20 protein-coding genes are annotated in these 21,119 nt (G+C 73.9%); 14 read left to right on the forward strand and 6 right to left on the reverse strand.

Annotated features, from left to right (window positions below; translation table 11 throughout):
• The first annotated feature begins 3 nt into the window (after nt 1–3).
• The 3 genes from kdpA to kdpC are packed head-to-tail and all read left to right on the forward strand — an operon-like array spanning nt 4 to nt 4,434.
• Nucleotides 4–1,668: a potassium-transporting ATPase subunit KdpA gene (gene kdpA / locus ACWCP2_RS10755; RefSeq protein WP_450908239.1), complete on the forward strand. Its 1,665-nt coding sequence runs from the start codon at nt 4–6 to the stop codon at nt 1,666–1,668.
• On the forward strand, nt 1,665–3,764 hold the full coding sequence (kdpB, locus tag ACWCP2_RS10760; RefSeq protein ID WP_450908240.1) for a potassium-transporting ATPase subunit KdpB: 2,100 nt from the start codon (nt 1,665–1,667) through the stop codon (nt 3,762–3,764). The genes kdpA and kdpB overlap by 4 nt, the downstream gene beginning before the upstream one ends.
• Before the next feature lie 37 nt (nt 3,765–3,801).
• Nucleotides 3,802–4,434, forward strand: a complete 633-nt coding sequence (gene kdpC / locus ACWCP2_RS10765; RefSeq protein WP_450908241.1) for a potassium-transporting ATPase subunit KdpC — start codon at nt 3,802–3,804, stop codon at nt 4,432–4,434.
• Here kdpC and ACWCP2_RS10770 read toward each other — a convergent pair.
• Nucleotides 4,424–4,807, reverse strand: coding sequence for a Ser-Thr-rich GPI-anchored membrane family protein (locus tag ACWCP2_RS10770; protein ID WP_450908242.1), 384 nt, complete (start codon nt 4,805–4,807; stop codon nt 4,424–4,426). The genes kdpC and ACWCP2_RS10770 overlap by 11 nt on opposite strands.
• Between ACWCP2_RS10770 and ACWCP2_RS10775 the strand changes: the two genes are divergently transcribed.
• Nucleotides 4,806–5,195 carry an SMP-30/gluconolactonase/LRE family protein gene (locus ACWCP2_RS10775; protein WP_450908243.1) on the forward strand — a complete coding sequence of 130 codons (390 nt, stop codon included), beginning with the start codon at nt 4,806–4,808 and terminating at the stop codon, nt 5,193–5,195. The two genes, ACWCP2_RS10770 and ACWCP2_RS10775, sit on opposite strands and share 2 nt — an antisense overlap.
• 43 nt (nt 5,196–5,238) lie before the next feature.
• Nucleotides 5,239–5,811 carry an N-acetyltransferase family protein gene (locus ACWCP2_RS10780; protein WP_450908244.1) on the forward strand — a complete coding sequence of 191 codons (573 nt, stop codon included), beginning with the start codon at nt 5,239–5,241 and terminating at the stop codon, nt 5,809–5,811.
• A 36-nt stretch (nt 5,812–5,847) separates the two neighbouring features.
• Here the strand turns inward: ACWCP2_RS10780 and ACWCP2_RS10785 are convergent, their stop codons facing one another.
• Nucleotides 5,848–7,356 carry a hypothetical protein gene (locus ACWCP2_RS10785; RefSeq protein ID WP_450908245.1) on the reverse strand — a complete coding sequence of 503 codons (1,509 nt, stop codon included), beginning with the start codon at nt 7,354–7,356 and terminating at the stop codon, nt 5,848–5,850.
• A 134-nt stretch (nt 7,357–7,490) separates the two neighbouring features.
• On the opposite strand from ACWCP2_RS10785, the gene ACWCP2_RS10790 reads away from it, so the two are divergent.
• From ACWCP2_RS10790 to ACWCP2_RS10810, 5 genes are all read left to right on the forward strand, one after another.
• A complete protein-coding gene (locus tag ACWCP2_RS10790; protein ID WP_450908246.1) occupies nt 7,491–8,864 on the forward strand; it encodes a 3-oxoacyl-[acyl-carrier-protein] synthase III C-terminal domain-containing protein in 1,374 nt (457 codons plus the stop codon).
• Nucleotides 8,865–8,899: 35 nt separating this feature from the next.
• Nucleotides 8,900–9,769 carry a hypothetical protein gene (locus ACWCP2_RS10795; protein WP_450908247.1) on the forward strand — a complete coding sequence of 290 codons (870 nt, stop codon included), beginning with the start codon at nt 8,900–8,902 and terminating at the stop codon, nt 9,767–9,769.
• A 483-nt stretch (nt 9,770–10,252) separates the two neighbouring features.
• Nucleotides 10,253–10,900, forward strand: coding sequence for a hypothetical protein (locus ACWCP2_RS10800; protein ID WP_450908248.1), 648 nt, complete (start codon nt 10,253–10,255; stop codon nt 10,898–10,900).
• 181 nt (nt 10,901–11,081) lie between these two features.
• Entirely contained in the window at nt 11,082–11,417 is a 336-nt protein-coding gene (locus tag ACWCP2_RS10805; protein ID WP_450908249.1) for a hypothetical protein, read from the forward strand.
• Between the two features lie 97 nt (nt 11,418–11,514).
• Nucleotides 11,515–11,682 carry a hypothetical protein gene (locus tag ACWCP2_RS10810; protein WP_450908250.1) on the forward strand — a complete coding sequence of 56 codons (168 nt, stop codon included), beginning with the start codon at nt 11,515–11,517 and terminating at the stop codon, nt 11,680–11,682.
• Between the two features lie 277 nt (nt 11,683–11,959).
• On the opposite strand, the gene ACWCP2_RS10815 is transcribed toward ACWCP2_RS10810, so the two are convergent.
• The 3 genes from ACWCP2_RS10815 to ACWCP2_RS10825 form a co-directional block, all read right to left on the reverse strand.
• Complete coding sequence (locus ACWCP2_RS10815; RefSeq protein ID WP_450908251.1) at nt 11,960–12,409, reverse strand: hypothetical protein; 450 nt, start codon at nt 12,407–12,409, stop codon at nt 11,960–11,962.
• A gap of 70 nt (nt 12,410–12,479) precedes the next feature.
• Nucleotides 12,480–12,887 carry a RidA family protein gene (locus tag ACWCP2_RS10820; RefSeq protein ID WP_450908252.1) on the reverse strand — a complete coding sequence of 136 codons (408 nt, stop codon included), beginning with the start codon at nt 12,885–12,887 and terminating at the stop codon, nt 12,480–12,482.
• A 14-nt stretch (nt 12,888–12,901) separates the two neighbouring features.
• Nucleotides 12,902–13,441, reverse strand: coding sequence for an RrF2 family transcriptional regulator (locus ACWCP2_RS10825; protein ID WP_450908370.1), 540 nt, complete (start codon nt 13,439–13,441; stop codon nt 12,902–12,904).
• 121 nt (nt 13,442–13,562) lie between these two features.
• Here ACWCP2_RS10825 and ACWCP2_RS10830 point away from each other — a divergent pair, with 121 nt between their 5' ends.
• The 4 genes from ACWCP2_RS10830 to ACWCP2_RS10845 all read left to right on the forward strand — a co-directional run bounded on the left by ACWCP2_RS10830 (nt 13,563) and on the right by ACWCP2_RS10845 (nt 18,726).
• Nucleotides 13,563–14,390: a hypothetical protein gene (locus tag ACWCP2_RS10830; protein ID WP_450908253.1), complete on the forward strand. Its 828-nt coding sequence runs from the start codon at nt 13,563–13,565 to the stop codon at nt 14,388–14,390.
• A gap of 92 nt (nt 14,391–14,482) precedes the next feature.
• A complete protein-coding gene (locus tag ACWCP2_RS10835) occupies nt 14,483–16,642 on the forward strand; it encodes an FUSC family protein (protein ID WP_450908254.1) in 2,160 nt (719 codons plus the stop codon).
• An 87-nt stretch (nt 16,643–16,729) separates the two neighbouring features.
• Nucleotides 16,730–17,455 carry a hypothetical protein gene (locus ACWCP2_RS10840; RefSeq protein WP_450908255.1) on the forward strand — a complete coding sequence of 242 codons (726 nt, stop codon included), beginning with the start codon at nt 16,730–16,732 and terminating at the stop codon, nt 17,453–17,455.
• A 14-nt stretch (nt 17,456–17,469) separates the two neighbouring features.
• The gene (locus ACWCP2_RS10845) at nt 17,470–18,726 is read left to right on the forward strand and encodes a sensor histidine kinase (RefSeq protein ID WP_450908256.1); all 1,257 of its coding nucleotides are present in this window, start codon (nt 17,470–17,472) and stop codon (nt 18,724–18,726) included.
• A 78-nt stretch (nt 18,727–18,804) separates the two neighbouring features.
• Here ACWCP2_RS10845 and ACWCP2_RS10850 read toward each other — a convergent pair whose 3' ends face one another.
• A complete protein-coding gene (locus tag ACWCP2_RS10850) occupies nt 18,805–20,907 on the reverse strand; it encodes a PhoX family protein (RefSeq protein WP_450908257.1) in 2,103 nt (700 codons plus the stop codon).
• Between the last annotated feature and the right edge of the window lie 212 nt (nt 20,908–21,119).

The raw sequence follows: 21,119 nt of genomic DNA on the forward strand, positions 1-21,119 counted from the left end.
CCGATGAGTCCCGTCCTCGCCGGGGTGCTCCAGCTGCTCGCGCTGTTCGCGGCCCTGGCCCTCGCCCATCGCCCCCTGGGCGACCACATGGCCCGCGTCTACTCCTCGAAGAAGCACTACGCCCCCGAGAAGTGGATCTACAAGGCGGTCGGCGCCAACCCGAACATCGAGATGCGCTGGCCCGCCTACCTGCGCTCGGTCCTCGCCTTCTCGGCGGTGGGCGTCTTCTTCCTCTACCTGCTCCAGCGCCTGCAGGGCCACCTGCCCGGCTCGCTCGGCTTCGTCTCCATCAAGCCGGACCAGGCCTTCAACACGGCCGCCTCCTTCGTGTCGAACACGAACTGGCAGTCGTACGCCGGTGAGCAGGCCATGGGCCCGCTCGTGCAGACCGGCGGCCTGGCCGTGCAGAACTTCCTCTCCGCCGCCGTGGGCATGGCCGTCGCGGTGGCCCTCGTACGGGGCTTCGCGCGCTCCCGAACCGGCGAACTCGGCAACTTCTGGTCGGACCTGGTGCGCGGCACCGTCCGCATCCTGCTCCCGCTCGCGGTGATCGCCGCCATCGTGCTGGTCGCCTGCGGGGTCATCCAGAACTTCTCCGGCATCCACGAGGTCGGCCAGTTCATGGGTGGACGCCAGCAGTGGAACGGCGGCGCCGTCGCCTCGCAGGAGGCCATCAAGGAACTCGGAACCAACGGCGGCGGCTACTTCAACGCCAACTCCGCCCACCCCTTCGAGAACCCGACCCCCTTCTCGAACCTCTTCGAGGTCTTCCTGATCCTGCTCGTCCCCTTCGCCCTGACCCGCACCTTCGGGAAGATGATCGGATCGGTCCGCCAGGGCTACGCGATCCTCGCCACGATGGTCACCATCTGGCTCGGTTTCACGGCCCTGATGATGTGGACGGAATTCGGCCACCACGGCCCCGCGCTCCAGGCCGCGGGCGGTGCGATGGAGGGCAAGGAGGCCCGCTTCGGGATCGGCGCCTCCGCGATCTTCTCGGTCGCCACGACGCTGACCTCGACCGGCGCGGTCAACTCCTTCCACTCCTCCTACACCGGCCTCGGCGGCGGCATCCAGCTGCTGGGCATGCAGCTCGGCGAGATCGCGCCCGGCGGCGTCGGCTCCGGGCTCTACGGCATGCTGATCATGGCGATCATCGCGGTGTTCATCGCCGGCCTGATGGTCGGCCGCACCCCCGAGTACCTCGGCAAGAAGATCGGCACCCGCCAGATCAAGTTCGCCGCCTGCTACATCCTCATCACCCCGGCCCTGGTGCTCGGCTTCACGGCGCTGGCGATGGCCCTGCCGACCCCCGTCACCTCGATGTCCAACGGCGGCGCGCACGGCTTCTCCGAGATCCTCTACGCCTACACCTCGGCCGGCAACAACAACGGCTCGGCCTTCGCCGGCCTGAACGCCAACACCCAGTGGTTCAACACCACCACCGGTCTGGCGATGCTGCTCGGCCGCTTCCTGCCGATGGTGTTCGTCCTGGCCCTGGCCGGCTCGCTCGCCGAACAGCAGCCGGTCCCCGCCACGGCGGGCACCCTGCGCACCGAGAAGCCGCTGTTCACCTTCCTGCTCGTCGGCACGATCCTCATCGTCACCGGCCTCACCTACTTCCCGGCCCTGGCGCTGGGCCCGCTCGCCGAAGGGCTCGCCTCATGAGCACCGTCACCCCCACCCGCGCCCCGCACGGGGACCTGCCCAGCGGTCACAAGCCCGAGAAGGCCAGGATCGGCGGCGGCATCTTCGACCCGAAGCAGCTGCTGAAGTCCCTGCCGGACGCGGTGCGCAAGCTCGATCCCCGGGTGATGGTCAAGTCGCCGGTCATGTTCGTGGTGCTGATCGGTTCCGTACTGACCACCGCGCTGGCGATCTCCGACCCGGGCAACCTCTTCGGCTGGGCGATCACCGGCTGGCTGTGGCTGACGACCGTCTTCGCCAACCTCGCCGAGGCCGTCGCGGAGGGCCGCGGCAAGGCCCAGGCCGACACCCTGCGCAAGGCCAAGACCGACACCGTCGCCCGCCGCCTGAACGGCTCCGTCGAGGAACAGGTCCCCGGCACGGAGCTCCGTATCGGCGACCTCGTGGTCTGCGAGGCCGGTGATGTCATCCCCGGCGACGGGGACGTCGTCGAAGGCGTCGCCTCCGTCGACGAGTCCGCCATCACCGGCGAATCGGCCCCGGTCATCCGCGAGTCGGGCGGCGACCGCTCCGCCGTGACCGGCGGCACCAAGGTCCTCTCCGACCGCGTCGTCATCAAGATCACGACGAAGCCCGGCGAAACCTTCATCGACCGCATGATCAACCTGGTCGAGGGCGCCGCCCGGCAGAAGACCCCCAACGAGATCGCGCTCAACATCCTGCTCGCGTCCCTCACCATCGTCTTCCTGCTGGCCGTCGTCACCCTCCAGCCCTTCGCGGTCTACGCGCACGCCAAGCAGTCGATGATCGTGCTGACCGCCCTGCTGGTCTGCCTCATCCCGACCACCATCGGCGCCCTGCTCTCCGCGATCGGCATCGCCGGCATGGACCGCCTGGTGCAGCGCAACGTCCTGGCCATGTCGGGCCGCGCCGTGGAGGCGGCGGGCGACGTTTCGACCCTCCTCCTCGACAAGACCGGCACCATCACCCTCGGCAACCGCCAGGCCTCCGAGTTCGTCCCCGTCACCGGCGCCATCGCCGCCGAACTGGCCGACGCCGCCCAGCTCTCCTCGCTGGCCGACGAAACCCCCGAGGGCCGCTCGATCGTGGTCCTCGCGAAGGAGAAGTACGGCCTGCGCGAACGCCACCAGGGCGAGCTGGCCGGCGCCGAATGGATCCCCTTCACCGCACAGACCCGTATGTCCGGCGTGGACGTGGACGGCCGCAAGGTCCGCAAGGGCGCGGCCGGTTCGATCATCGCCTGGGTCGGCGAACAGGGCGGTACGGTCGCCCCGGACGCCCGGGCCAGGGTGGACGAGATCTCCGGCGCCGGCGGCACCCCGCTGCTCGTCGCGCTGGAGGACGAGCGCGGGGCCCGTGTCCTCGGTGTCATCCACCTCAAGGACGTGGTCAAGGAGGGCATGCGCGAACGCTTCGACGAACTGCGGCGCATGGGCATCAAGACCGTCATGATCACCGGCGACAACCCGCTGACCGCGAAGGCCATCGCCGAGGAGGCGGGCGTCGACGACTTCCTCGCCGAGGCCACCCCCGAGGACAAGATGGCCCTCATCAAGCGCGAGCAGGCCGGCGGAAAGCTCGTCGCCATGACCGGCGACGGTACGAACGACGCCCCGGCCCTCGCGCAGGCGGACGTCGGCGTCGCGATGAACACCGGAACCTCGGCCGCCAAGGAGGCCGGGAACATGGTGGACCTGGACTCCAACCCCACCAAGCTCATCGAGATCGTGGAGATCGGCAAGCAGTTGCTGATCACGCGCGGCGCGCTGACGACCTTCTCCATCGCCAACGACGTCGCCAAGTACTTCGCGATCATCCCGGCCATGTTCGCGGCGGTCTACCCGGGCCTGGACAAGCTCAACATCATGGGCCTGCACTCCCCCGACTCCGCGATCCTCTCCGCGGTCATCTTCAACGCGCTGGTCATCATCGCCCTGGTCCCGCTCGCCCTCAAGGGCGTCCAGTACCGGCCCACCAGCGCCGACAAGATGCTCCGGCGCAACCTCACCCTCTACGGACTCGGCGGCCTCGTCGCCCCGTTCATCGGCATCAAGCTCATCGACATGGTCGTCTCCCTCATCCCCGGCCTGCGCTGAACATCAGGGCTCCGTCTCTTAGGAACGTGCTGAACCCATGAACAACTCCGTAGGCAACACCGCCCGCCTGCTCGGTGCCGGGCTGCGTGCCCTCCTCGTCCTCACCGTGCTGTGCGGGGTCCTCTACCCGCTCGCCGTCACCGGCATCGCCCAGGCCGCCTTCGGCCGCGAGGCCAACGGCTCCGAGATCAAGGACGCCGGCGGCAAGGTCGTCGGCTCCTCCCTGATCGGCCAGTCGTACGGGGACGACCTGCGCTGGTTCCAGGGCCGCCCGGCGGCGGGGCTCGCCGAGAACACCGTCAACACCCGGTACGAGCTGCTGGTATCCGGCGCCACCAACAAGGCGGCGGACAGCCCGGAGCTGCTGAAGTCGGTGCGGGAGGCCAAGGCCAAGGTGCTGCTCGACAACACCGTCCCGGGCTACGCCCCGCGGCCCGACCGGATCCCGGCCGACGCGGTGACCTCCTCCGGCTCCGGCCTGGACCCCGACATCTCCCCGGCCTACGCGGAACTCCAGACGGCCCGCGTCGCCCGGCGCAACGGACTGCCGGTGGCGGAGGTGGCCAAGCTGGTGAAGGCCCACACCGAGGGCCGCACCCTCGGCTTCATGGGCGAGCCGCGGGTCAACGTACTGGAGCTGAACACGGCCCTGCGGGACCTCAAGCCGTGATCGTGACCGGCTGGCTGTAGGCGTCGAGCATGCCCGTGGTGGAGGTGACCAGGACGAGGTAGCGGCCCGGTGCGACCCGGGGGACCGTCACGGTGACGCTCGTGCGGTGGGTCGCCACGCCGGTCGCCAGGACGGCCACCGTCCGGGCCTGGGAGCCGTCCATCGTGACGAGCTCGATGTCCACCACGTCGCCGGCCGGCCCCACCACGTACCAGGCGACGGCCTGCCGGCTGGCGCGCGGCCAGAGCGCGCCGGGCCCCGGGGACTTCACCAGGAGGTTGTCCGACTCCAGGAGGACCGCCGCCTCGGGGCGGTTCAGGCCCTGCAGGACGTGCCGGAAGAGGGACTTCAGGGAGGGGGCGGCGACCGACATGGTGCTCCTTCGCTGGTGCGGGGCCGGTGAACTGCGTCTCTTCCGAGAGTGGCCTGCGGACCCGCCCCCCACCAGGGTCTTCCGGCCGATCCTGGCGGGACCCGGGCGCCCGGGGGCCCGCTTCGACAACCTCCGCTTCGACCGCGGCGGCCGGCTCTGGGCGGCCGCCATGAGCGACGGCGTGCACTGCTACGACCCCGACGGCACCCTGCTCGGGCGGCTCGGCCTCCCCGAGACGGTGTCGAACATCGCCTGGGGCGGGGCCAAGCGCAACCGCCTCTTCATCACCGCCGGGACCAGCCTCTACTCCGTGGTCATGGGCGTCACCGGCCTGCACCCGGCCGGACCTGGGCGCAGGCCCTGGCCGGACGGCGCCGGCCGCCCCTGAAATCCCGGTGCCGGGACCCGTACCGCGCTGGCACACTCCCCGCATGGACGCCACTGCCGCGGGTCGGACCCGCCACTCCGTACGCGAGATGACCGAATCCGACATCGACGCCGTGGCCGCCGTACGCCAGGGGGCGTGGCGCCACGCCTACGCCGGGCTGATGCCGCAGTCCTACCTGGACGGCCTCAGCGTCACCGCGTTCGCCGAGCAGCGGCGTGCGGCCTTCGCCGCGTCGGCCGGTGGCGGCGCCGGCGCGGGCGCCGTGACCAACCTCGTGGCCGAGGGCCCCGACGGGGCGGTGCTCGGGTGGGCCGCCTTCGGCCCCGCCACGACCACGGATCCCGAGGGCACCGCGCGGGACGAGGGCGAGCTGTACGCCCTGTACGCGCGGCCCGACGTCATAGGCACCGGCGTCGGCCGCGCCCTGATGGCCGAGGTGCTGCGCCGGGCGGCCTACCCCGCGGTGCGGCTCTGGGTGGTCGAGGGCAACGCCCGGGCGATCCGGTTCTACGAGCGCGCGGGCTTCCGCCCCGACGGCGGTGCCCTCGTCGAGTACGCGGACGGCTCCCCGGTACCCGAACTCCGCTACCGCCGGGCGGCCGCCACCCCGCACTGAGCGGGCAGCGGGCCGCCGCGTCCCGTCCCGCCGTGCTCACGGCAGCCGTTCGGCCAGGGCTCGGGCCATCGCGACGGCCGAGGCCGCCTCCCTCGTGCGCCGGTACGGGGTCAGGTCGCGCAGCAGCCGGGCGAGCGCCTCGCGTACCGCGCGCGACCGCACCGCCGGGGCGGCCGTCAGGAACGCCCGCCAGTGCTCGCACGCCCGGGTGAGGTGCCCGAGGCGCAGCAGCGTCTCGGCGAGCGCGGCGTGCGTGAGCGCGGTGGCCCGGTGCCGGCCGGGTGCGCGGCCGTGGAGGGACCGTTCCAGCGCCTCGGCCGCGGCCGGGAACTCGCCGAGGGCGAGGTGGGTGCGGGCCCGGGCGAAGTCGAGGTCGGCCCGGGCGTACGCGTCGAAGGGCCCGTCGGGCGGTTGCGGCTGCGGCGTCGCCCGTATCGCGTGCCGTCCGTGCAAGCGGGTCGCGGCGGCCAAGTCCGCTTCCGCGGAGGACCGTTGCCCGGCATGGGCGTGCGCGGCCGCCCGCTGCACCAGGAGGAACGCCAGCGTGCCGGGCCCCCCGTCGGCGGGCGCGCTCTCCACCGCCGCCCGGGCGAGCCGTACCGCGTGCGCGGGCTGACCGAGCCGGCCGGCGTGCGCGCTCATCGCCCGCAGGGTGATCGCGTACATCCGCCGGTCCCGGGCCTGCCGGGCCAGCGCGAGGGCGATGCCGTGGTACTCCTGCGCGAGCCCGTGATGCCCGGCGTCCGCCGTCATCTCCGCTAGCAAGTGCGCGAGTTGGGCGTACCCCCGCCAGACGTCCGGCACCGGGCACGGCTCCCCGGACGGGCCCCGGCCGTCCGCGCGGCGGGCCGCGAAGGCGCCGGCGTCCTGGGCCAGCCAGGCCGCCAGGGCCGTCCGGGTGTGGACGCCGCCATGGGTGAGGTAGAGACCCGAGAAGGTTCCCGCGAGATCCCTCAACTGCGCCGCGTGCGCCGCGAGATGCCGCCGCGCGGCGAGCTCCGTGATGGTGGCTGCCGTACGCGCGCGCGGGCCCGCGGCCGGGCCCGCGTCACCCGGGCCGCGGCCGCCGCCCCGCGGCGGAACCGGGTCCCACGCCGCCGCCGGCACCGGCACCGGCACCGGCTGGTACGGGCTGCGCAGCAGCGGCCCCCTGCCGTGCGGATCCGCGTCCGCCCTGGCCTGCAGCGCGAGCCGCAGCAGGCCCTCGGCCCCGCCGCCGGCCCCGGCCACCCCTGCCATCGCCCCCGGCTCCGGCCCCGGCCCCGCCGGGCCCGCCGCCCCCGCCGATCCCGCTCCGAGGCCCGCCTCCGCCACCGTGACCAGCCGCCCGCACCGCTCCGTCAGCGCCGCCGCTATCAGCTCGGGCACGGGCCGGCGCGGCCGGGTGCCCGACAGCCAGTGCGCGACGGCGGTCCGGTCGTAGCGCAGGGCCAGCCCGTGCAGGGTCCCGAGCGCGTTGACGGCCCGCGCCAGCTCCGCCCCGCTCCACCCGGCCTCGGCCAGCAGATCGCCCAGCCAGGCGTTGGCCACCCGTCGCCCGCTCACACCGGCCGTCCCCGGCGCACCGGCGATCCGGTATTCAACGCTTTCACCCCTGCGCGCCCCGCATTGCCTTCTCCCCGCCCGCCCGCTGGTGTTCGCTGGAGCCGTTCCCATCGGATTCGACGGACCGGAGAAGCATGTCTGCCTCGCAAACGTCCCCTTCCCCCGCCCCCGCCCCGTACGCGTACCCGTTCCCCTACCGGATTTCCGGTGTCGGCGCCCAGATCGGCGAGGTGATATCCGTCGACGACTGGGCCCGGCTCGCGCACATTCCGCACCGCAAGCGGGCCGGCGGGGAAATCAGCGGCGCCGACATCGAGCGCATCCTCGGGGTCACCTCCAAGAGCTGGGACCGGGAGCGCTTCGCCTCGCTCGACACCGTCGTCGACGTCGCCCGCTCGGCGCTGCGCTCCGCCCTCGCGGAGCCCGGGGACATCGACGCCGTCTTCGTCGCCACGTGCACCCCGTACGAGATCATGCTCGACCAGGACGCCTTCAACCTGCTGCGCCGCCTGCGCATCCCCGACAGCGTGCCCCCCTTCCAGCTCGGCGCCGGCTGCGGCGGGCTCTCCCGCGTCGCCGCGCACCTGTCCCGGACGGGGGCCCGCCGCGCGCTGGTGATCTCGTACAACGCCGCGAGCCCGATCGGCATCGACGAGAACGGCATCATTTCCCAGTACAGCGGCGCGGACGGGGAGCATCCCTTCGCGCACACCCTGTGGTGTTCCGGGGCCCTTTTCTCCGATGCCGCGACCGCGCTGGTATTCGAGCGGGACGAGAGTTTCGAGGGCGGCCTCGGTTTCTATTCGCGCGATTCCCTCGATTTCGGGGGCGGGCCCGGATTCAGCGATCCGCTCATCCATTACCCCGGAGGCGGCGCGGCCCACCCGCCTGGCTTTCCCGGTTCCGCCGAACTCTCCGCCTTCGGACTCAACGGGCCGGAACTGGCCCGCTATTACTCGCGCGGCATGATGATGAACCAGGAGACCATGGACGCCCACCGCCCCGGTTTCGTGGACGAGGTGCGGCGCGTCTACACCCACCAGGCCGGTCCGGCCCTGGTCGAGGACTACCACCGACTCGCCGGCCTGGACACGGGCAAGGCCCCCGCGCACGCCCGCGAGCTCGGCAATCTCGTCACCTCCGCGACCCCGGTGCTCTTCTACACCGACGTGGTGAACGGCCTGGTCGGCGCGGGCGACGCCGTCTGCTTCTCCGTCATCGGCGCCGGGCCCGAACGCGGGGCCTTCCTCGCGCGGGTGGGGATCCCCGGCGAGGTCACCGTGACCACACCGCTGCCGCCGGTCCCGGCCGCCGCCGAAACCGACCGAGCCTCCCGGACCTCCCGAACCGCCGGGACCTCCCGGACCGCCGGGACCGCCGGTACCTCCGGGACCTCCCGGACCGCCGCGACCTCCGGGACCTCCCGGACCGCCGGGACGGCCGGGACGGCCGGGACCTCCCGGACCGCCGGGACCGCCGGAGCCACCCGGAGCACCGTCATCGCGTAGCCGCACGCGCCCACCTCCTTCGAAACGAGTCCGCCGTGCACATCGCCCTCGCCGGGGCCGCCAGCCCCACCGGCATCCGGCTCGCCGCCGAGCTGCTCGGCCGCGGCCACCACCTGACCCTGCTCACCGCCGGCGACGTACGGCGGAGCGGGCTCCTGCTGGCCCGTCAGCTCGCGCTGACCGGGCTGTATCCCGAGTACGTGGACCTCCTCGCGGCCCGGCTCGACGTGCGCCGGGGCGCCGAGGTCCTGGCCGGCGCCGCACCCGTCGGCGGCTTCGGCGCCGTCTGGTGCGTGGAGCAGCCCGCCGCCACGGCGGCCGCGCTGCTGCCCCTCGCCTCCGGAGGGGGGAGGCGTACGGCGTTCCACCTGGTCACCGTCGGGGACGCGGGTCCGGCCGGGCGGGCGGTCGCGGCCGCCGCCGTGCGGGACGGGTTCCCGGCCGGGGTGCACTGCCTGGCCCCGACCGTCAGCGACCTGGCCGACCACGCGGAGCTGCCCCGGCCGGCCTTCACCCGGCTCGCGGTCGCCGAGTCGGTGCGGCCGTACAGGCCGTCGCCGGGGCCGGGGCCGGGGGCGCCGGAGCAGGGGGCGCCGGCCGAGGTCGGGCTGCTGCCCCTCGCCCCGGCGGCCCGCGCCCTGGCGGAGGCCGCCGAGGAGCCCGGCTGGTCGGGGCTGCGCCGCATCGGCTGGGTGCACGCGCACCCCACCGGGGCGGCGGCCCTGACCCGGGCGGTCGGCCCGGAGCTGGCCCCCGGCCTGCTGCGGCGGCTGTCGGAACTCCAGCCCACGGCCGCCACGACCGAGCTGGACGGCCCGCCGCTCGGCGCCGGGTACCTCACCCGGGCTGCGGCGCCCGTCCTGCCTCCGGTCCGGCGGCCGGCCCGGACACCGGAGCGGGTGTGAGCACAGCCGGTGCCCCGGCCGGTGCCCCGGACAGGGCCACGGCCGGGGCACCGGCACGGGCGGCACCACTGCCGTGCGGGGCGGACCGGGCGGGCGGGTTCGGGACGTCAGGGGTCCCCATGGCCAGGGCATATGCGTATGGATCATTCATGATCCAAGGACAAGCCGCCCGCCCCCGCCCCGCAACTCCGGCCGACGGCTCGTCATATCGTTCCGCTCGACAGGTTTTCGCATGTGGCAGAACGTGCCGCGGATCCGACACGCCCACGGTCCGCCCTCGGCGTTCTCACCCGTTCGGGCGCACGCCCCCCACACCCGCTCCGGCGCCCACCCACCGGCCTCCATCTGCGAAGACGCACCGGAGGACGGGTGACGGAGCGATGACTTGCCGTCAGTTCGCCGTGTTACACGCCCCGCCGGGGGGCAGGGAAGGGTCCACTGCTCTCGGGACCGGCCGCCCGAGCCGGACCAGGAGGGATTCCCATGCCCCGCGCCAAGTGGGTGGTCGGCGTACTGACGGTGGCCGTGCTGTGCACCGGCCTAGGGGTGTTGCGCACCTCCGAAGGCGGCAGGCCGGCCGCCCCGACCGCGGGCGACGCCCTGCCCTCACGGGTCCTGGGGCTGTCCGGCCCGCGCCGGCTGGCCCGGCAGCTGGAGCACTCCGGCGGACACACCACCGGCAAGGGTGCCCGGCGGCCCGGACGGTCGGGTATCACGGCCCTGCCGGCCTCGCCGCCGCTGCGCCTGGTCATCCCGGCCCTCGGAACGGACGTACCGCTGAGGGGCGGTGCACCGTACGGCGGTCCGTACGCGCCGGAGCTGCAGGCCGGCGCCGCCGACGCCAAGCCGCCCGTCCCGGACCCCGCCGTATGGGACTCCGCGGGCCCGCCCCCGGGCTCGGCCGGTACCGCCGTGGTCTCCGGAGACCTGCCCCGGCTCGGCGAACTGCGGCGCGGGCAGACGATCGAGGTGGCGCGCGCGGACCGGCGTACCGCCGTGTTCACCGTGACCCGGGTCTCCCCCGGCCTCGCCGGACGCGGCGGGCCGTCCGGGCGGGCCCAACTCCGGCTCATCAGCGGCGAAACGGCCGTGCTGGCCCGCCTCACCGGCCACCGCCGGACCCCGCGCTGACCGGCGGCGGCCGCCGATGGACGGACACCCCCTGCGGCCACCTGACAGCCGTGGGGGGTGTCTTCGTCCCCCGGTCGGGGGACGCTGCGGTTCCGGGGGATGATCCGCCCGCGTGCCGGGGCACACCCTCGGCATGAGCGGTACGCGGCCAGCGCGACGGACGGCGCCGGACAGGGCCCTGATGACGGCCCTGACGGTGCTCTGCGCCGTGCTGCTGTGCCTGTTCGGCGTCGGCGGAGCCGCCCCGTCCACAGCGACGGCCGAAAGCTCCCGCTCCGCCCCGACCGCCCCGGCCGAGCCCACGGAGGCACCCTCCGATCCGGCCGGCGATCCCGAAGTACGGGTGGCCGTAAGGGTGCCGGCCCGAGGCGTCCCCGGCGTACGGGGACTGCAGCGGCCGGTGTTCCACGTGAAACCTCCCCGGTCCGGCCCCGCGGAGCCGGCCCCGCACGGGGCGGAGGCCGCCGCACCGGCGGCCTCCCTGCGGGCGGTACGGAGTGTGGTCCTGCGCTGCTGATCCGGCCGGCAGGCCGAGCAGCAGCACCGCGCGCCGGGCGCAGCAACGCCCTTGGCGCGCGTCCCCCCACACCCCCGAAACACCGTGAGGTTCCGCCATGCCCTTCGACCCGTACCTCGCCCTGAACGCCATGCTCCGCGCCGAGGCCGCGCGCTTCTCCCCGCCGGCCCCGCCGGCCGCGTCCGTGCGCACCCCGGAGCCCGAGCCCGCCAAGACCGCGCAGCCCGCCGCGGAAGCGCAGGCCGGGGAGGACACGGCCGCGTAGGACACCGTGCGGGGACACCGTGCGGGGACACCGCGCGGGGACACCGCGCAGGGGTGTCACGGCATGGGGAGGCACCGGCTCCCGCGCCCTCGGCAACGGAGAGTGGTCACGTGAGGTTCGACCACGGAGCGCGGGAACCGGCGCCTCAGTCAGTCTCCGTCACCCGCCCGTCGGCCCGCCTCGGCCTTTCGTCCGGAGTCCGCCGCCGAAAGTACCGGGCCCCGGCCCCCGCACACGGCGGGTGGCCGGGGCTCCGGCGTCGGGTCCCGGCCGCGGCCTACGGCGTACGGATCCGGCTCGCGCGGACGGCACCCTGGGAGCCGTGGCGCGTGTGGTAGCGGTAGAAGGCCGCCACGCCGACGCCCGCGCCGACGAGCAGGCCCAGGCCCGAGCTCTTCAGGATCGACTCGCCCCCCAGGCTGTAGAGGTAGCCGAAGGCGATGCCGGCGAAGGCCCCGTACGCCGCCGCGTGCGGCTCCTGCGCCAGCCGCGGGCCGATCCGGGCGAGGGCCATCAGGCAGGCGGCGAAGATCGCGCCGCACAGGATCCCGTAGAAGACGTTGCCCGCGTCGACGGGCCCCGTCTGACGTTGCATGAAGGCGGCGTAGACGCCGTAGACCAGTCCCGCGAGCAGCGGCCGCAGGAGGGCCGACCTGCTCATGTGGGCCGCCGTACCGGACGCCGGCTGCCGGTGCCCCCGGGGGGCGGTGGGTGCCGCATGTGCCATGACGGGCTCCTCTCTCCCATCAACCAGGGCACACCCGCAACCCGGGACCGGCAACCGGAGGAGTCCCCGGCTACACGGCGGGGGCCGCCCGGACCGCCACCGCGTCGATCTCGAAGAGCATGTCCGGCAGGGCGAGCGCGGCCACGCCGATCAGCGTCTGGGCGGGCAGTGCGGTGCCCCAGGCGGCATGCAGGTGCTTGAGCAGCACCTCCAGCTTCTCCTGGTCGTGCCCGACGACGTAGGTCCCGATCCGGGCGACGTCGCCGAGCCCCAGGCCCACGGCCTCCAGGGCGGTGCGGAGGTTGGCGAAGGCCTGCCCGACCTGGGCGTCGAAGGAGTCGGAGACCACGTGGCCGGCCGGGTCGGAGCCGTACTGGCCGGCTATGAAGACCTGCTCGCCGGGCGCGGAGACGACGTGGCTGTAGCCGTAGCCGGTGGGGTCGTGGAGTTCTGCCGGGTTGGTGATGCTGCGCGTCATTCCAAGCTCCTGGGTCAGTTGTCCGATGTCCGAGGGGGGTCCGTGCGAGGGGGATCCGTGCGAGGGGGGTCCGTACGGGGCCCACGCTCGGCGTCGAGCCAGGCCCGGAGGCGCTCGGGGGCCCCGGGGGCCTGCTGTTCGGCCTGCCGGCGGATCTCGTCGAGGGTCTGGCCGGCCAGCGCGCGGCGCCAGGCCAGCTCGGCCCGGCCCATGGCGTGCGCGATGGCGCAGTCGGCCGCGGGCGGCTCCTCGCCGCCGCCGGGGCCCTGTTGGCGGATCTCCGCGCACCGGAAGGCCTCGTCCGGCCCTTCGACGGCGGCGACCACGTCCATGAGCGAGATGGCGTCGAGCGGGCGCGCGAGGCGGAAGCCGCCGCGCGGGCCGGGGGCGGAGGTGACGATGCCCGCCCGGGCCAGGGCCTGGAGCTGCTTGTTCAGGTACGCCGCGGGCAGCTCGTGCCAGGCCGCCAGCCTCGCCGCCGAGACCGCCCGGCCGTCACCGGACCAGGCCAGGTTGAGGCAGCTGTGCAGGGCCCATTCGACGCCCTCGCTCATCTTCATAATCTGGATATTAGATGTCCAGATTAGAGTCGGCAAGAGGAACACGCCCGGCCCGCACCACCCGCCCGCAGCAACCCGGCTCGCGCCGCGCGCCCGGCCCCCTTTCCCTGGTGACGTGCGGACCTTCCTCTCGGCGGTACTCATCGCGCTCGTGGCCCTGCTGGTGCCCGCGAGCGCCGTCGCGTACTGGGCCGACCACGAGCTCGGCAGCGCCGACCGCTACACCGCGGCCATGTCCCCGCTCGCCTCGGATCCCGCCGTGCAGAACGTGGTCGTCACCCAGGCCGGCCGGGCCCTCTCCGGGCAGATCGACGCCGGCCCCTTCCAGGGCGGGGTCGACACCCTGCTCGGCGAGGCCCTGCGCTCCTTCGTCGGCACCCCGGCCTACCGGACCGCCTGGGACGCCGCGAACCGCGCCGCCCACGGCGCCTTCTTCCAGGCGCTCACCACCGGCGACGGCAACGCCGTGACCATCGACCTGGCACCCGTGATCGCCAGCATCAAGACCGACCTCGTCGACAACGGGGTGCCGCTCGCCGACCGCATCCCCGAGACCCACCTCTCGGTCAAGGTCATGGAGTACGACAACCTCGGCGCGCTCCGGAAGGGGTTCCGCATGCTGCAGATCGCCGGGGTCTGGCTCCCCGTCCTCACCGTGGTGCTGGCCGCGGTCGCGGTCGCCGTCGCCGTCAGGCGCCGCCGGGCCGTCCTGGCCACCGGGCTGGGGCTGGCCGCCGGGGCCGTCCTGCTGTGGGTGGCCGTGGTCGTGTGCCGCCGCCTCACCCTGGACGACCTGCCGGCCGACATCGACCGGGCGGCCGCCGAAGCGGTGTACGACGCGCTCACCGCGTTCCTGCGGACCACCGCCTGGGTGGTGCTGGCCGTCGGGCTCGCCGCCGCACTGGCCGCCTGGCTGGCCGGCCGGCTGCGCCGCACCCCATAAGCTCGGAACCGGCGCATTGGCGCGCAATTCCGTAGAAGAATCCTTAGAACAGCACAGAAGAACCGATTCACGAGCGGCGGCACGGAAGCGGGATGAGCACCGAACGCACCGAAGACATACCGCCCGGGCGGACCGCCCGGACCCGGCGGACCGGAGGGGCCGCCCGGACCGGTGGGGCTGCCCGGAACGGAGGGGCCGACCGGACCGGTGGGGCCGACCGGACCGGTGGGGCTGGCAGGACCGGTGGGGCTGGCAGGACCGGTGGGGCCACGCCGGCGGCCGCCGGACGGTTCGGCCCGCTGGCCCCGCCCGCCTGGCTGCTGAAGGGGCTGCGGCCCAGCTCCGCGCGGATCCCCTGGGCCGCCGCGCTGCGCGCGGCCGTCGCCATGGCCCTGCCGCTGGCCGTCGGCTTCGCGCTCGACGAGCCCGAGTACGGGGCGCTCGTCTCGATGGGCGCCCTGTCCGGGGTCATCGGCGACACCGCGGACGCCTACCGGATGCGGATCCTGAACATCGCCGTGCCCCAGCTGTTCGGGGCGGTGGGCGTCGCGCTGGGCACCCTGGTCTTCGGGCACGGCTGGGTCGCGGTCGGCGTCCTCACCCTGGTCGGCCTGGTCTCCGGGATGATCTCCTCCATCGGCACGGTGGCCTCCGTCTCCGGGCTGCTGCTCCTGCTGAACGCCGTGGTCGGCGCCGGCCTCCCGATGCCCAGTCCCTGGTGGACGGCCCCCCTGCTGCTGAGCGCCGGCGGGCTGTTCGTGCTCCTGCTGACCCTGCTGGGCTGGCCGCTGCGCGGCCGGCAGCCGGAGCGGGCCGCCGTCGCCGCCGCGTACCGCGCCCTGGCCGACTCCCTGGAGGCCGCGGGACGGCCGGGACCCGCGTACGAGGAACGCCGCCAGCAGGTCACCCAGGCCCTGAACCACGCCTACGACCTGGTGCTGGGCCGCCGGGCCCGGGTGCACGGCCACAGCCCCTCGCTGGTGCGGATGCTGGCCCAGCTGAACGTGCTGATCCCGCTCGTCGAGGCCGCCCCCGCCGCGCACCTGCGCCACCGGCCCCTCGACCCCGCGGTCCCCGCGGCCGTACGGGAACTGGCGACGGCGGTCGAGCAGGGCCGCACGGACGTCCCCGTACTGGACCTGCCCGCGCCCGACGGGCAGTCCGAGCGGGCCCTCGACGCGGCCCTGCGGCACGCCGCGACCATCGTTCCGCTGGCCGAGCCCGACATGCACAACGTCGACGACCGGCTCGGCCGGCCGGCCGCGCTGCGGGTCCGGGCCCGCCGGGTGGTGCGCGACATGATGTTCTCCGAGGCCTCCTGGCGGTACGGGCTGCGGCTCGCGCTGTGCATCGGGCTGGCGCAGGCCCTGGTCTCGGTGGTGGAGATCGAGCGCTCCTACTGGGTCGCGCTGACCGTCACCTTCGTCCTCAAGCCCGACTTCGGCTCGGTGTTCTCCCGGGCCGTGCTGCGCGCGCTGGGCACCGCGGGCGGGCTCGTCGTCGCGGCCGCCGTGCTCTCCGAGGTGCCGCGGGGGTGGTGGGACGTGCCCGTCATGGTGGTCCTGGCGGCCCTCATCCCGGTCTTCTCGGTCAAGGGCTACGCCTTCCAGACCGCGGCCATCACCCCGGTCATCCTGCTCCTGTCCGACCTGCTCAACCACCAGGGCTTCGACCTGGTCCGGCCCCGGCTCCTCGACAGCCTGATCGGCTGCGCCATCACCCTGATCGCCGGATACGTGCTCTGGCCCGAGAGCTGGCACACCCGGCTCGGCGACCGGCTCGCCAACGCGGTGGACGACGCCGCCCGGTACGTGGAGCGCGCCTTCGGCCCGGTCCCCGACACCGAGGCCGGCCGGCGGGCGGCCCGCACCGCCCGGCTCCAGGCCCGGCGCCGCATCTACCGGGACCTGTCGGGGGTGCGCAGCGAGTTCCAGCGGGCGCTGACCGAGCCGCCGCCGACCGGGGAGCGGGCCGCCGCGTGGTGGCCGCTGGTGGTCGCCGTCGAGCGGATCGTCGACGCGACGACGGCCGCCCGGGTCCGGGTCAACCACGGCGCGCCGCCCCCGGTCCCCGAGGAGGCCGAGGCCATCGCCGAAGACCTCCGGGCCCTGGCCCACGGCGTGCGCCGGGTGCGGACCCCCGCCCAGCTCCTTCCCACCGCACCCCCCGAGGTCGCCGAGTCCTCCGTCCTCGCCCCGGTCCGCCAGGAACTGGAAGCGGCCAGAGCCATCGCGAACCCCACCCGCGATTAGGGGGTGTCTCCGGATCGTGCGCCGCCGCCGTCCCTCCAATGGCCCCGCCCCCGGGCCACCCCGCCACGGGCGGGAGAGCATCGGCACATGAGGCCCTTCCTCCGGCGCAGCCGCTTCCTCCTGCTGGCGGCCGCCCTGTCGGCGGCCGCGGGCTGCGCCGACGTGGAGGGCCTCCAGAACGACGGCGACCTCGGCACCGCCCACGCCCCCCGCACTCTGTGGAAGGACATCCGTCCCGACCCGCCGGCTCCGGGCCAGCAGTCCGGGGCGGCCGCCGCCGTCCCGGGTCTGGCCAAGGTCCCCGGGCTGTCCATGAAGGGCGTGAACGCCGTGGACGTCGTACGGGCCGACATCACCGCGGCCACCGCCGCGGACGCCGGTACCGGCCGGCTCGTCGACCCCCGGGCGATCCAGCGCCTCGCGCTCTGTACACAGGCTGTGGACGGCGGCCCCGACTGCCCCGTCCGGCCCGCGGTCCTGGCCGACGTGACGGGCAACGGCAGGCCGGAGCTGATCACCGCCCTGGACATCGACGGACGCCTGAGCGAACTGCGCGTCTACACCGTCCAGGACGACGGCACCATCGCCCGCATCCTGTCCCGGCGCGCCGTCCTGGAGGGCGTGGAGGTGGCCGCCGAGCACCTGGCGGTGCGCGAGCCGACCTCCAACCCGAAGAAGGCCTCCATCTCCGACTACGTGTGGGACCCGGAGGCCGGGATCATGAACCTCTCGCAACTCACCCTCGACGAGTGCCCGGACCAGGGCGACGACGCCTCCCCCTGCCCGGGCGCGGGCGCCGCCGGTGCGGGCTGAGGAGGCCGGGACCGATGCGTCGCACGAGCAGCCTGCGCTGGAAGATCGCCATGACCACCACGGCCGTGTGCTGCGCCGTCGCGGCGGCGCTCGGCATCCTCGTGCACAACGTGGTCGCCCGGCAGCTCGTCGGCGAGGTCCGCAAGGACGTGGACCGGGACCTGGACTACGCCCTGGCCCAGTACGAGTACGGCACCGCGCGCGGCGACGGGAACAGCGCCCTCGACCCGCCCGGCCTCCCGGCCCCGCTGCGCGCGCTGGTCGCGCGCGGACTGACCGGCAGCATGACCGGCAAACAGGACGGGAAGCCGGTCATGTGGGCGGCCGGGCCCGCCGACGGCAAGCCCCTCGCCGTCTGGGTCCCCTACGAGAGCACCCGCACCCGGCTGCGGGAGATCGACGCCGCCATCCTGGTCTCCGCGGTCCTCGCCGCCGGGGTCGTCGCCCTGGCCGGCATCTTCCTCGCGGGCCGCATCAGCCGCCGGCTCGCCACCACGGCCGCCGTGGCCCGCCGGATCAGCGCCGGGGACCTCGACGCGCGCGTCGGCTTCCCGGCCGGCGGAGCGGGGCCCCGCGCACGCTCCCGCGACGAGGTGCGGGACGTGGCGCAGGCCCTCGACTCCATGGCGGCCTCGCTCCAGGCCCGGCTGGAGGCGGAGAAGCGGTTCACGGCGGACGTCGCGCACGAGCTGCGCACCCCGCTCACGGGATCCCTGGCCGCGGCCGCGCTGCTGCCCGAGGGACGCCCCAAGGAGATGATCAACGACCGGCTGGGGGCCCTGCATCTGCTCACCGAGGACCTGCTGGAGATCTCCCGGCTGGACTCCGGCGTCGAACGCGCCGATCTGGCCCGGGTGGAGCTGGGCCGCGCGGTGGAGCGTACCGCGGCGAGCACCCGGCTGCCCGTCGCGGTACGCGTCGAGCGGGACGCGGTGGTGCTCACCGACCGGCGCCGCCTCGACCGGATCCTGGCCAACCTGCTGGTCAACGCCCACAAGCACGGGCGGCCGCCGATCGAAGTGACCGTCACCGGCCCGCTGGTGACCGTACGGGACCACGGACCGGGCTATCCGGCCGAGCTGATCGACCAGGGCCCGCGGCGCTTCCGCACCGGGGATCCCGGACGCGGACGGGGCCACGGGCTCGGCCTGACCATCGCGGCCGGCCAGGCGGAGGTGCTGGAGATCGAACTGCGCTTCGCCAACGCCCCCGACGGGGGCGCCGTCACCACGCTCCTGCTGCCGGTCGGGCGCCTGCCGGACGGAAGTTGAGCGGGGGCGGTGGATGTTTCACGTGAAACATCCACCACCCCCGCACGGGTCAACTCACCTCACCTGACGGGTCGGAGGTCAGACGCCGATGTTCTTGCCGTCCTTGCGCCAGACCGACACGACCGACGGACGGACGATCTTGCCCGGACCGTCGGGCCACACCGACTGGGGGTTCTCGACGGAGGCGCCGTCGATCTCGCCCGGGTGCTGCACGGCCACCAGCACGCGCTTGTCCTGGATGAGCGGGCCACAGGTCTCCGCGCCGCGCGGAACCGTCAGGAACTGCTTCAGCTCGCCACGGCGTTCACCGGCGGTCGCGACGCCGAACAGGCCGTCGTGCGAGCCGAGCTGGTTGCCGTCCGTGGAGATCCACAGGTTGCCGTGCGGGTCGAAGGCCACGTTGTCCGGGCAGGAGATCGGGCTGACCTTGTCCTTCGGGAAGCCCGCGAAGTAGGTCGCCGGGTCGTTCGGGTCACCCGCGACCAGGAACAGGCGCCAGGCGAAGCCGTCGCCGGCCGGGTCGTCGAAGTTCTCGGCGAGCTCCAGGATCTGGCCGTGCTTGTTCAGGTTGCGCGGGTTGGCCTCGGTGGCGCCTTCCTTGCCCGGCTTGCCGCGGTCGGCGTTGTTCGTCAGCGCGATGTAGACGCGGCCGGTGCGCGGGGACGGCTCCACGTCCTCGGGACGGTCCATCTTGGTCGCGCCGACCTTGTCGGCGGCCAGCCGCGTGAAGACCGCCACCTCTTCGGCGGTCAGGCCCTCCACGTGCGAGACGTTCCCGTTGGGGGAGGAGGTGAGCAGCTTGATCCAGACGCCCGAACCGTCGAACTCACCGTCGGAGGGGAGCTTGCCGGTGCCGTCGAACTCGGCGACCGGGGAGTCACCGGTCAGCTTGGCGACGTAGAGGGTGCCCTCGTCGAGCAGCGTGAGGTTGTGCTCCTTCGCCGCGCGCGAGTCGCCCTTCTTCATCTGCTTCGAGGAGACGAACTTGTAGAAGTAGTCGAAGCGCTCGTCGTCGCCCATGTAGACGACCGGGCGGCCGTCCTCGGTCAGACGGGGCTGCGCGGCCTCGTGCTTGAAGCGGCCGAGCGCGGTGCGCTTGCGCGGGACGGAGTTCACGTCGTACGGGTCCAGCTCGACGACCCAGCCGAAGCGGTGCGGCTCGTTGGGCTCCTGCGCGACGTCGAAGCGCTTGTCGAACCGCTCCCACTTGCGCTCGGTGGCGCCGGCGGTCACGCCGTAGCGCTTCAGGCGGGCCGCCTGGGTGGGGTCGGTGACCAGGCCGGCGTTGCCGAAGTACTGGTTGAAGTTCTCCTCGCCGTGGAGGGTCGTGCCCCACGGGGTGGTGCCGCCGGCGCAGTTGTTGAGGGTGCCGAGCACCGTGGTGCCGGTGGCGTCGGCCGAGGTCTTCACCAGCTCGGTGCCGGCGGCGGGGCCGGTCAGCCGGAACTCGCTGGTGGCGGTCAAACGGCGGTTGAGGCGGTGGCGGCTGATGGCCGTCAGCTTGCCGCTGCGGTGGTCCTCCTGGACCGCGACCACGGACAGACCGTGCGCGGCCCAGGCGATCTCGACCTGCTCGCGGGTCGGGTTCGCCGGGTCGTACGCCTTGAACATGAGGTTCTCGTCCGTGTACTCGTGGTTGGCCACGAGCAGCTGCTGGCGCTCGTAGTCGCCACCGAGCGGGAGCAGGCTCAGGAAGTCGTTGTTGTAGCCGAACTGACCGGCCTGGGCGGCGGCGGTCTGCTTGTCCGGGTTGAAGCCCGGCGCGCCCTTGACGATCGGGTCGCCCCAGCGGATGACCACGTTCTGCTCGTGGCCCTCGGGGATCGAGACCTGGTCGACGGTGTTCGGCGCGACCGGCTTGAAGCGCAGGCCGCGTGCACCCTCGGCGTTGACACCGGCGGCGCCGGCGCGCTGCGCCTCGACGGTGGGGTCCGCGGAGGCGGAGGAGCCGTTGCCGCTCAGCGTGAGGGCGGTACCGGCGGCCGAGGCGACGGTGACGACCGCGGCGGAGCGGAGCATCGCGCGGCGGGAGTAGGCGCGGGCTATGACGTCACCGGCGTACTCGTTGTCGCTGGTGTTCGGCACCTCGTGGAAGCAGGCGTCGCCGCAGCGGTAGCGGCAGGTGAGAGCGGAACGGCCGCCCCCGTGAGATGAGCCGATGAGCGGCAGGAGCTTGCGCACGAGTGTCCTCCGTTGATGCACGGTCCCCGACAACGTGTCGGAACAATCCGTCGGTGACGCTATGGGCGGGTTGCGCCGAAGCGGCGGCCGATGGATGAACGGCCGGTGAATCCGGCACGTCGGGGCGGCAGTTCGGGGGCGGAACGGGTGTGTTTGAGCCGTGGGCGCCACGAAAGGTGCCCCTCCCGAAGTTCCAGCCAAGGGGCCGATAA

This window comes from Streptomyces sp. NPDC002104 (genome assembly GCF_053593795.1).

Coding starts and splice junctions, on each gene's coding strand:
- kdpA (WP_450908239.1), top strand. CDS start 4: ATGAGTCCCGTCCTCGCCGGGGTGCTCCAGCTGCTCGCGCTGTTCGCG.
- kdpB (WP_450908240.1), top strand. CDS start 1,665: ATGAGCACCGTCACCCCCACCCGCGCCCCGCACGGGGACCTGCCCAGC.
- kdpC (WP_450908241.1), top strand. CDS start 3,802: ATGAACAACTCCGTAGGCAACACCGCCCGCCTGCTCGGTGCCGGGCTG.
- ACWCP2_RS10775 (WP_450908243.1), top strand. CDS start 4,806: ATGGTGCTCCTTCGCTGGTGCGGGGCCGGTGAACTGCGTCTCTTCCGA.
- ACWCP2_RS10770 (WP_450908242.1), bottom strand. CDS start 4,807: ATGTCGGTCGCCGCCCCCTCCCTGAAGTCCCTCTTCCGGCACGTCCTG.
- ACWCP2_RS10780 (WP_450908244.1), top strand. CDS start 5,239: ATGGACGCCACTGCCGCGGGTCGGACCCGCCACTCCGTACGCGAGATG.
- ACWCP2_RS10790 (WP_450908246.1), top strand. CDS start 7,491: ATGTCTGCCTCGCAAACGTCCCCTTCCCCCGCCCCCGCCCCGTACGCG.
- ACWCP2_RS10800 (WP_450908248.1), top strand. CDS start 10,253: ATGCCCCGCGCCAAGTGGGTGGTCGGCGTACTGACGGTGGCCGTGCTG.
- ACWCP2_RS10805 (WP_450908249.1), top strand. CDS start 11,082: ATGACGGCCCTGACGGTGCTCTGCGCCGTGCTGCTGTGCCTGTTCGGC.
- ACWCP2_RS10810 (WP_450908250.1), top strand. CDS start 11,515: ATGCCCTTCGACCCGTACCTCGCCCTGAACGCCATGCTCCGCGCCGAG.
- ACWCP2_RS10815 (WP_450908251.1), bottom strand. CDS start 12,409: ATGGCACATGCGGCACCCACCGCCCCCCGGGGGCACCGGCAGCCGGCG.
- ACWCP2_RS10820 (WP_450908252.1), bottom strand. CDS start 12,887: ATGACGCGCAGCATCACCAACCCGGCAGAACTCCACGACCCCACCGGC.
- ACWCP2_RS10825 (WP_450908370.1), bottom strand. CDS start 13,441: ATGAGCGAGGGCGTCGAATGGGCCCTGCACAGCTGCCTCAACCTGGCC.
- ACWCP2_RS10835 (WP_450908254.1), top strand. CDS start 14,483: ATGAGCACCGAACGCACCGAAGACATACCGCCCGGGCGGACCGCCCGG.
- ACWCP2_RS10840 (WP_450908255.1), top strand. CDS start 16,730: ATGAGGCCCTTCCTCCGGCGCAGCCGCTTCCTCCTGCTGGCGGCCGCC.
- ACWCP2_RS10845 (WP_450908256.1), top strand. CDS start 17,470: ATGCGTCGCACGAGCAGCCTGCGCTGGAAGATCGCCATGACCACCACG.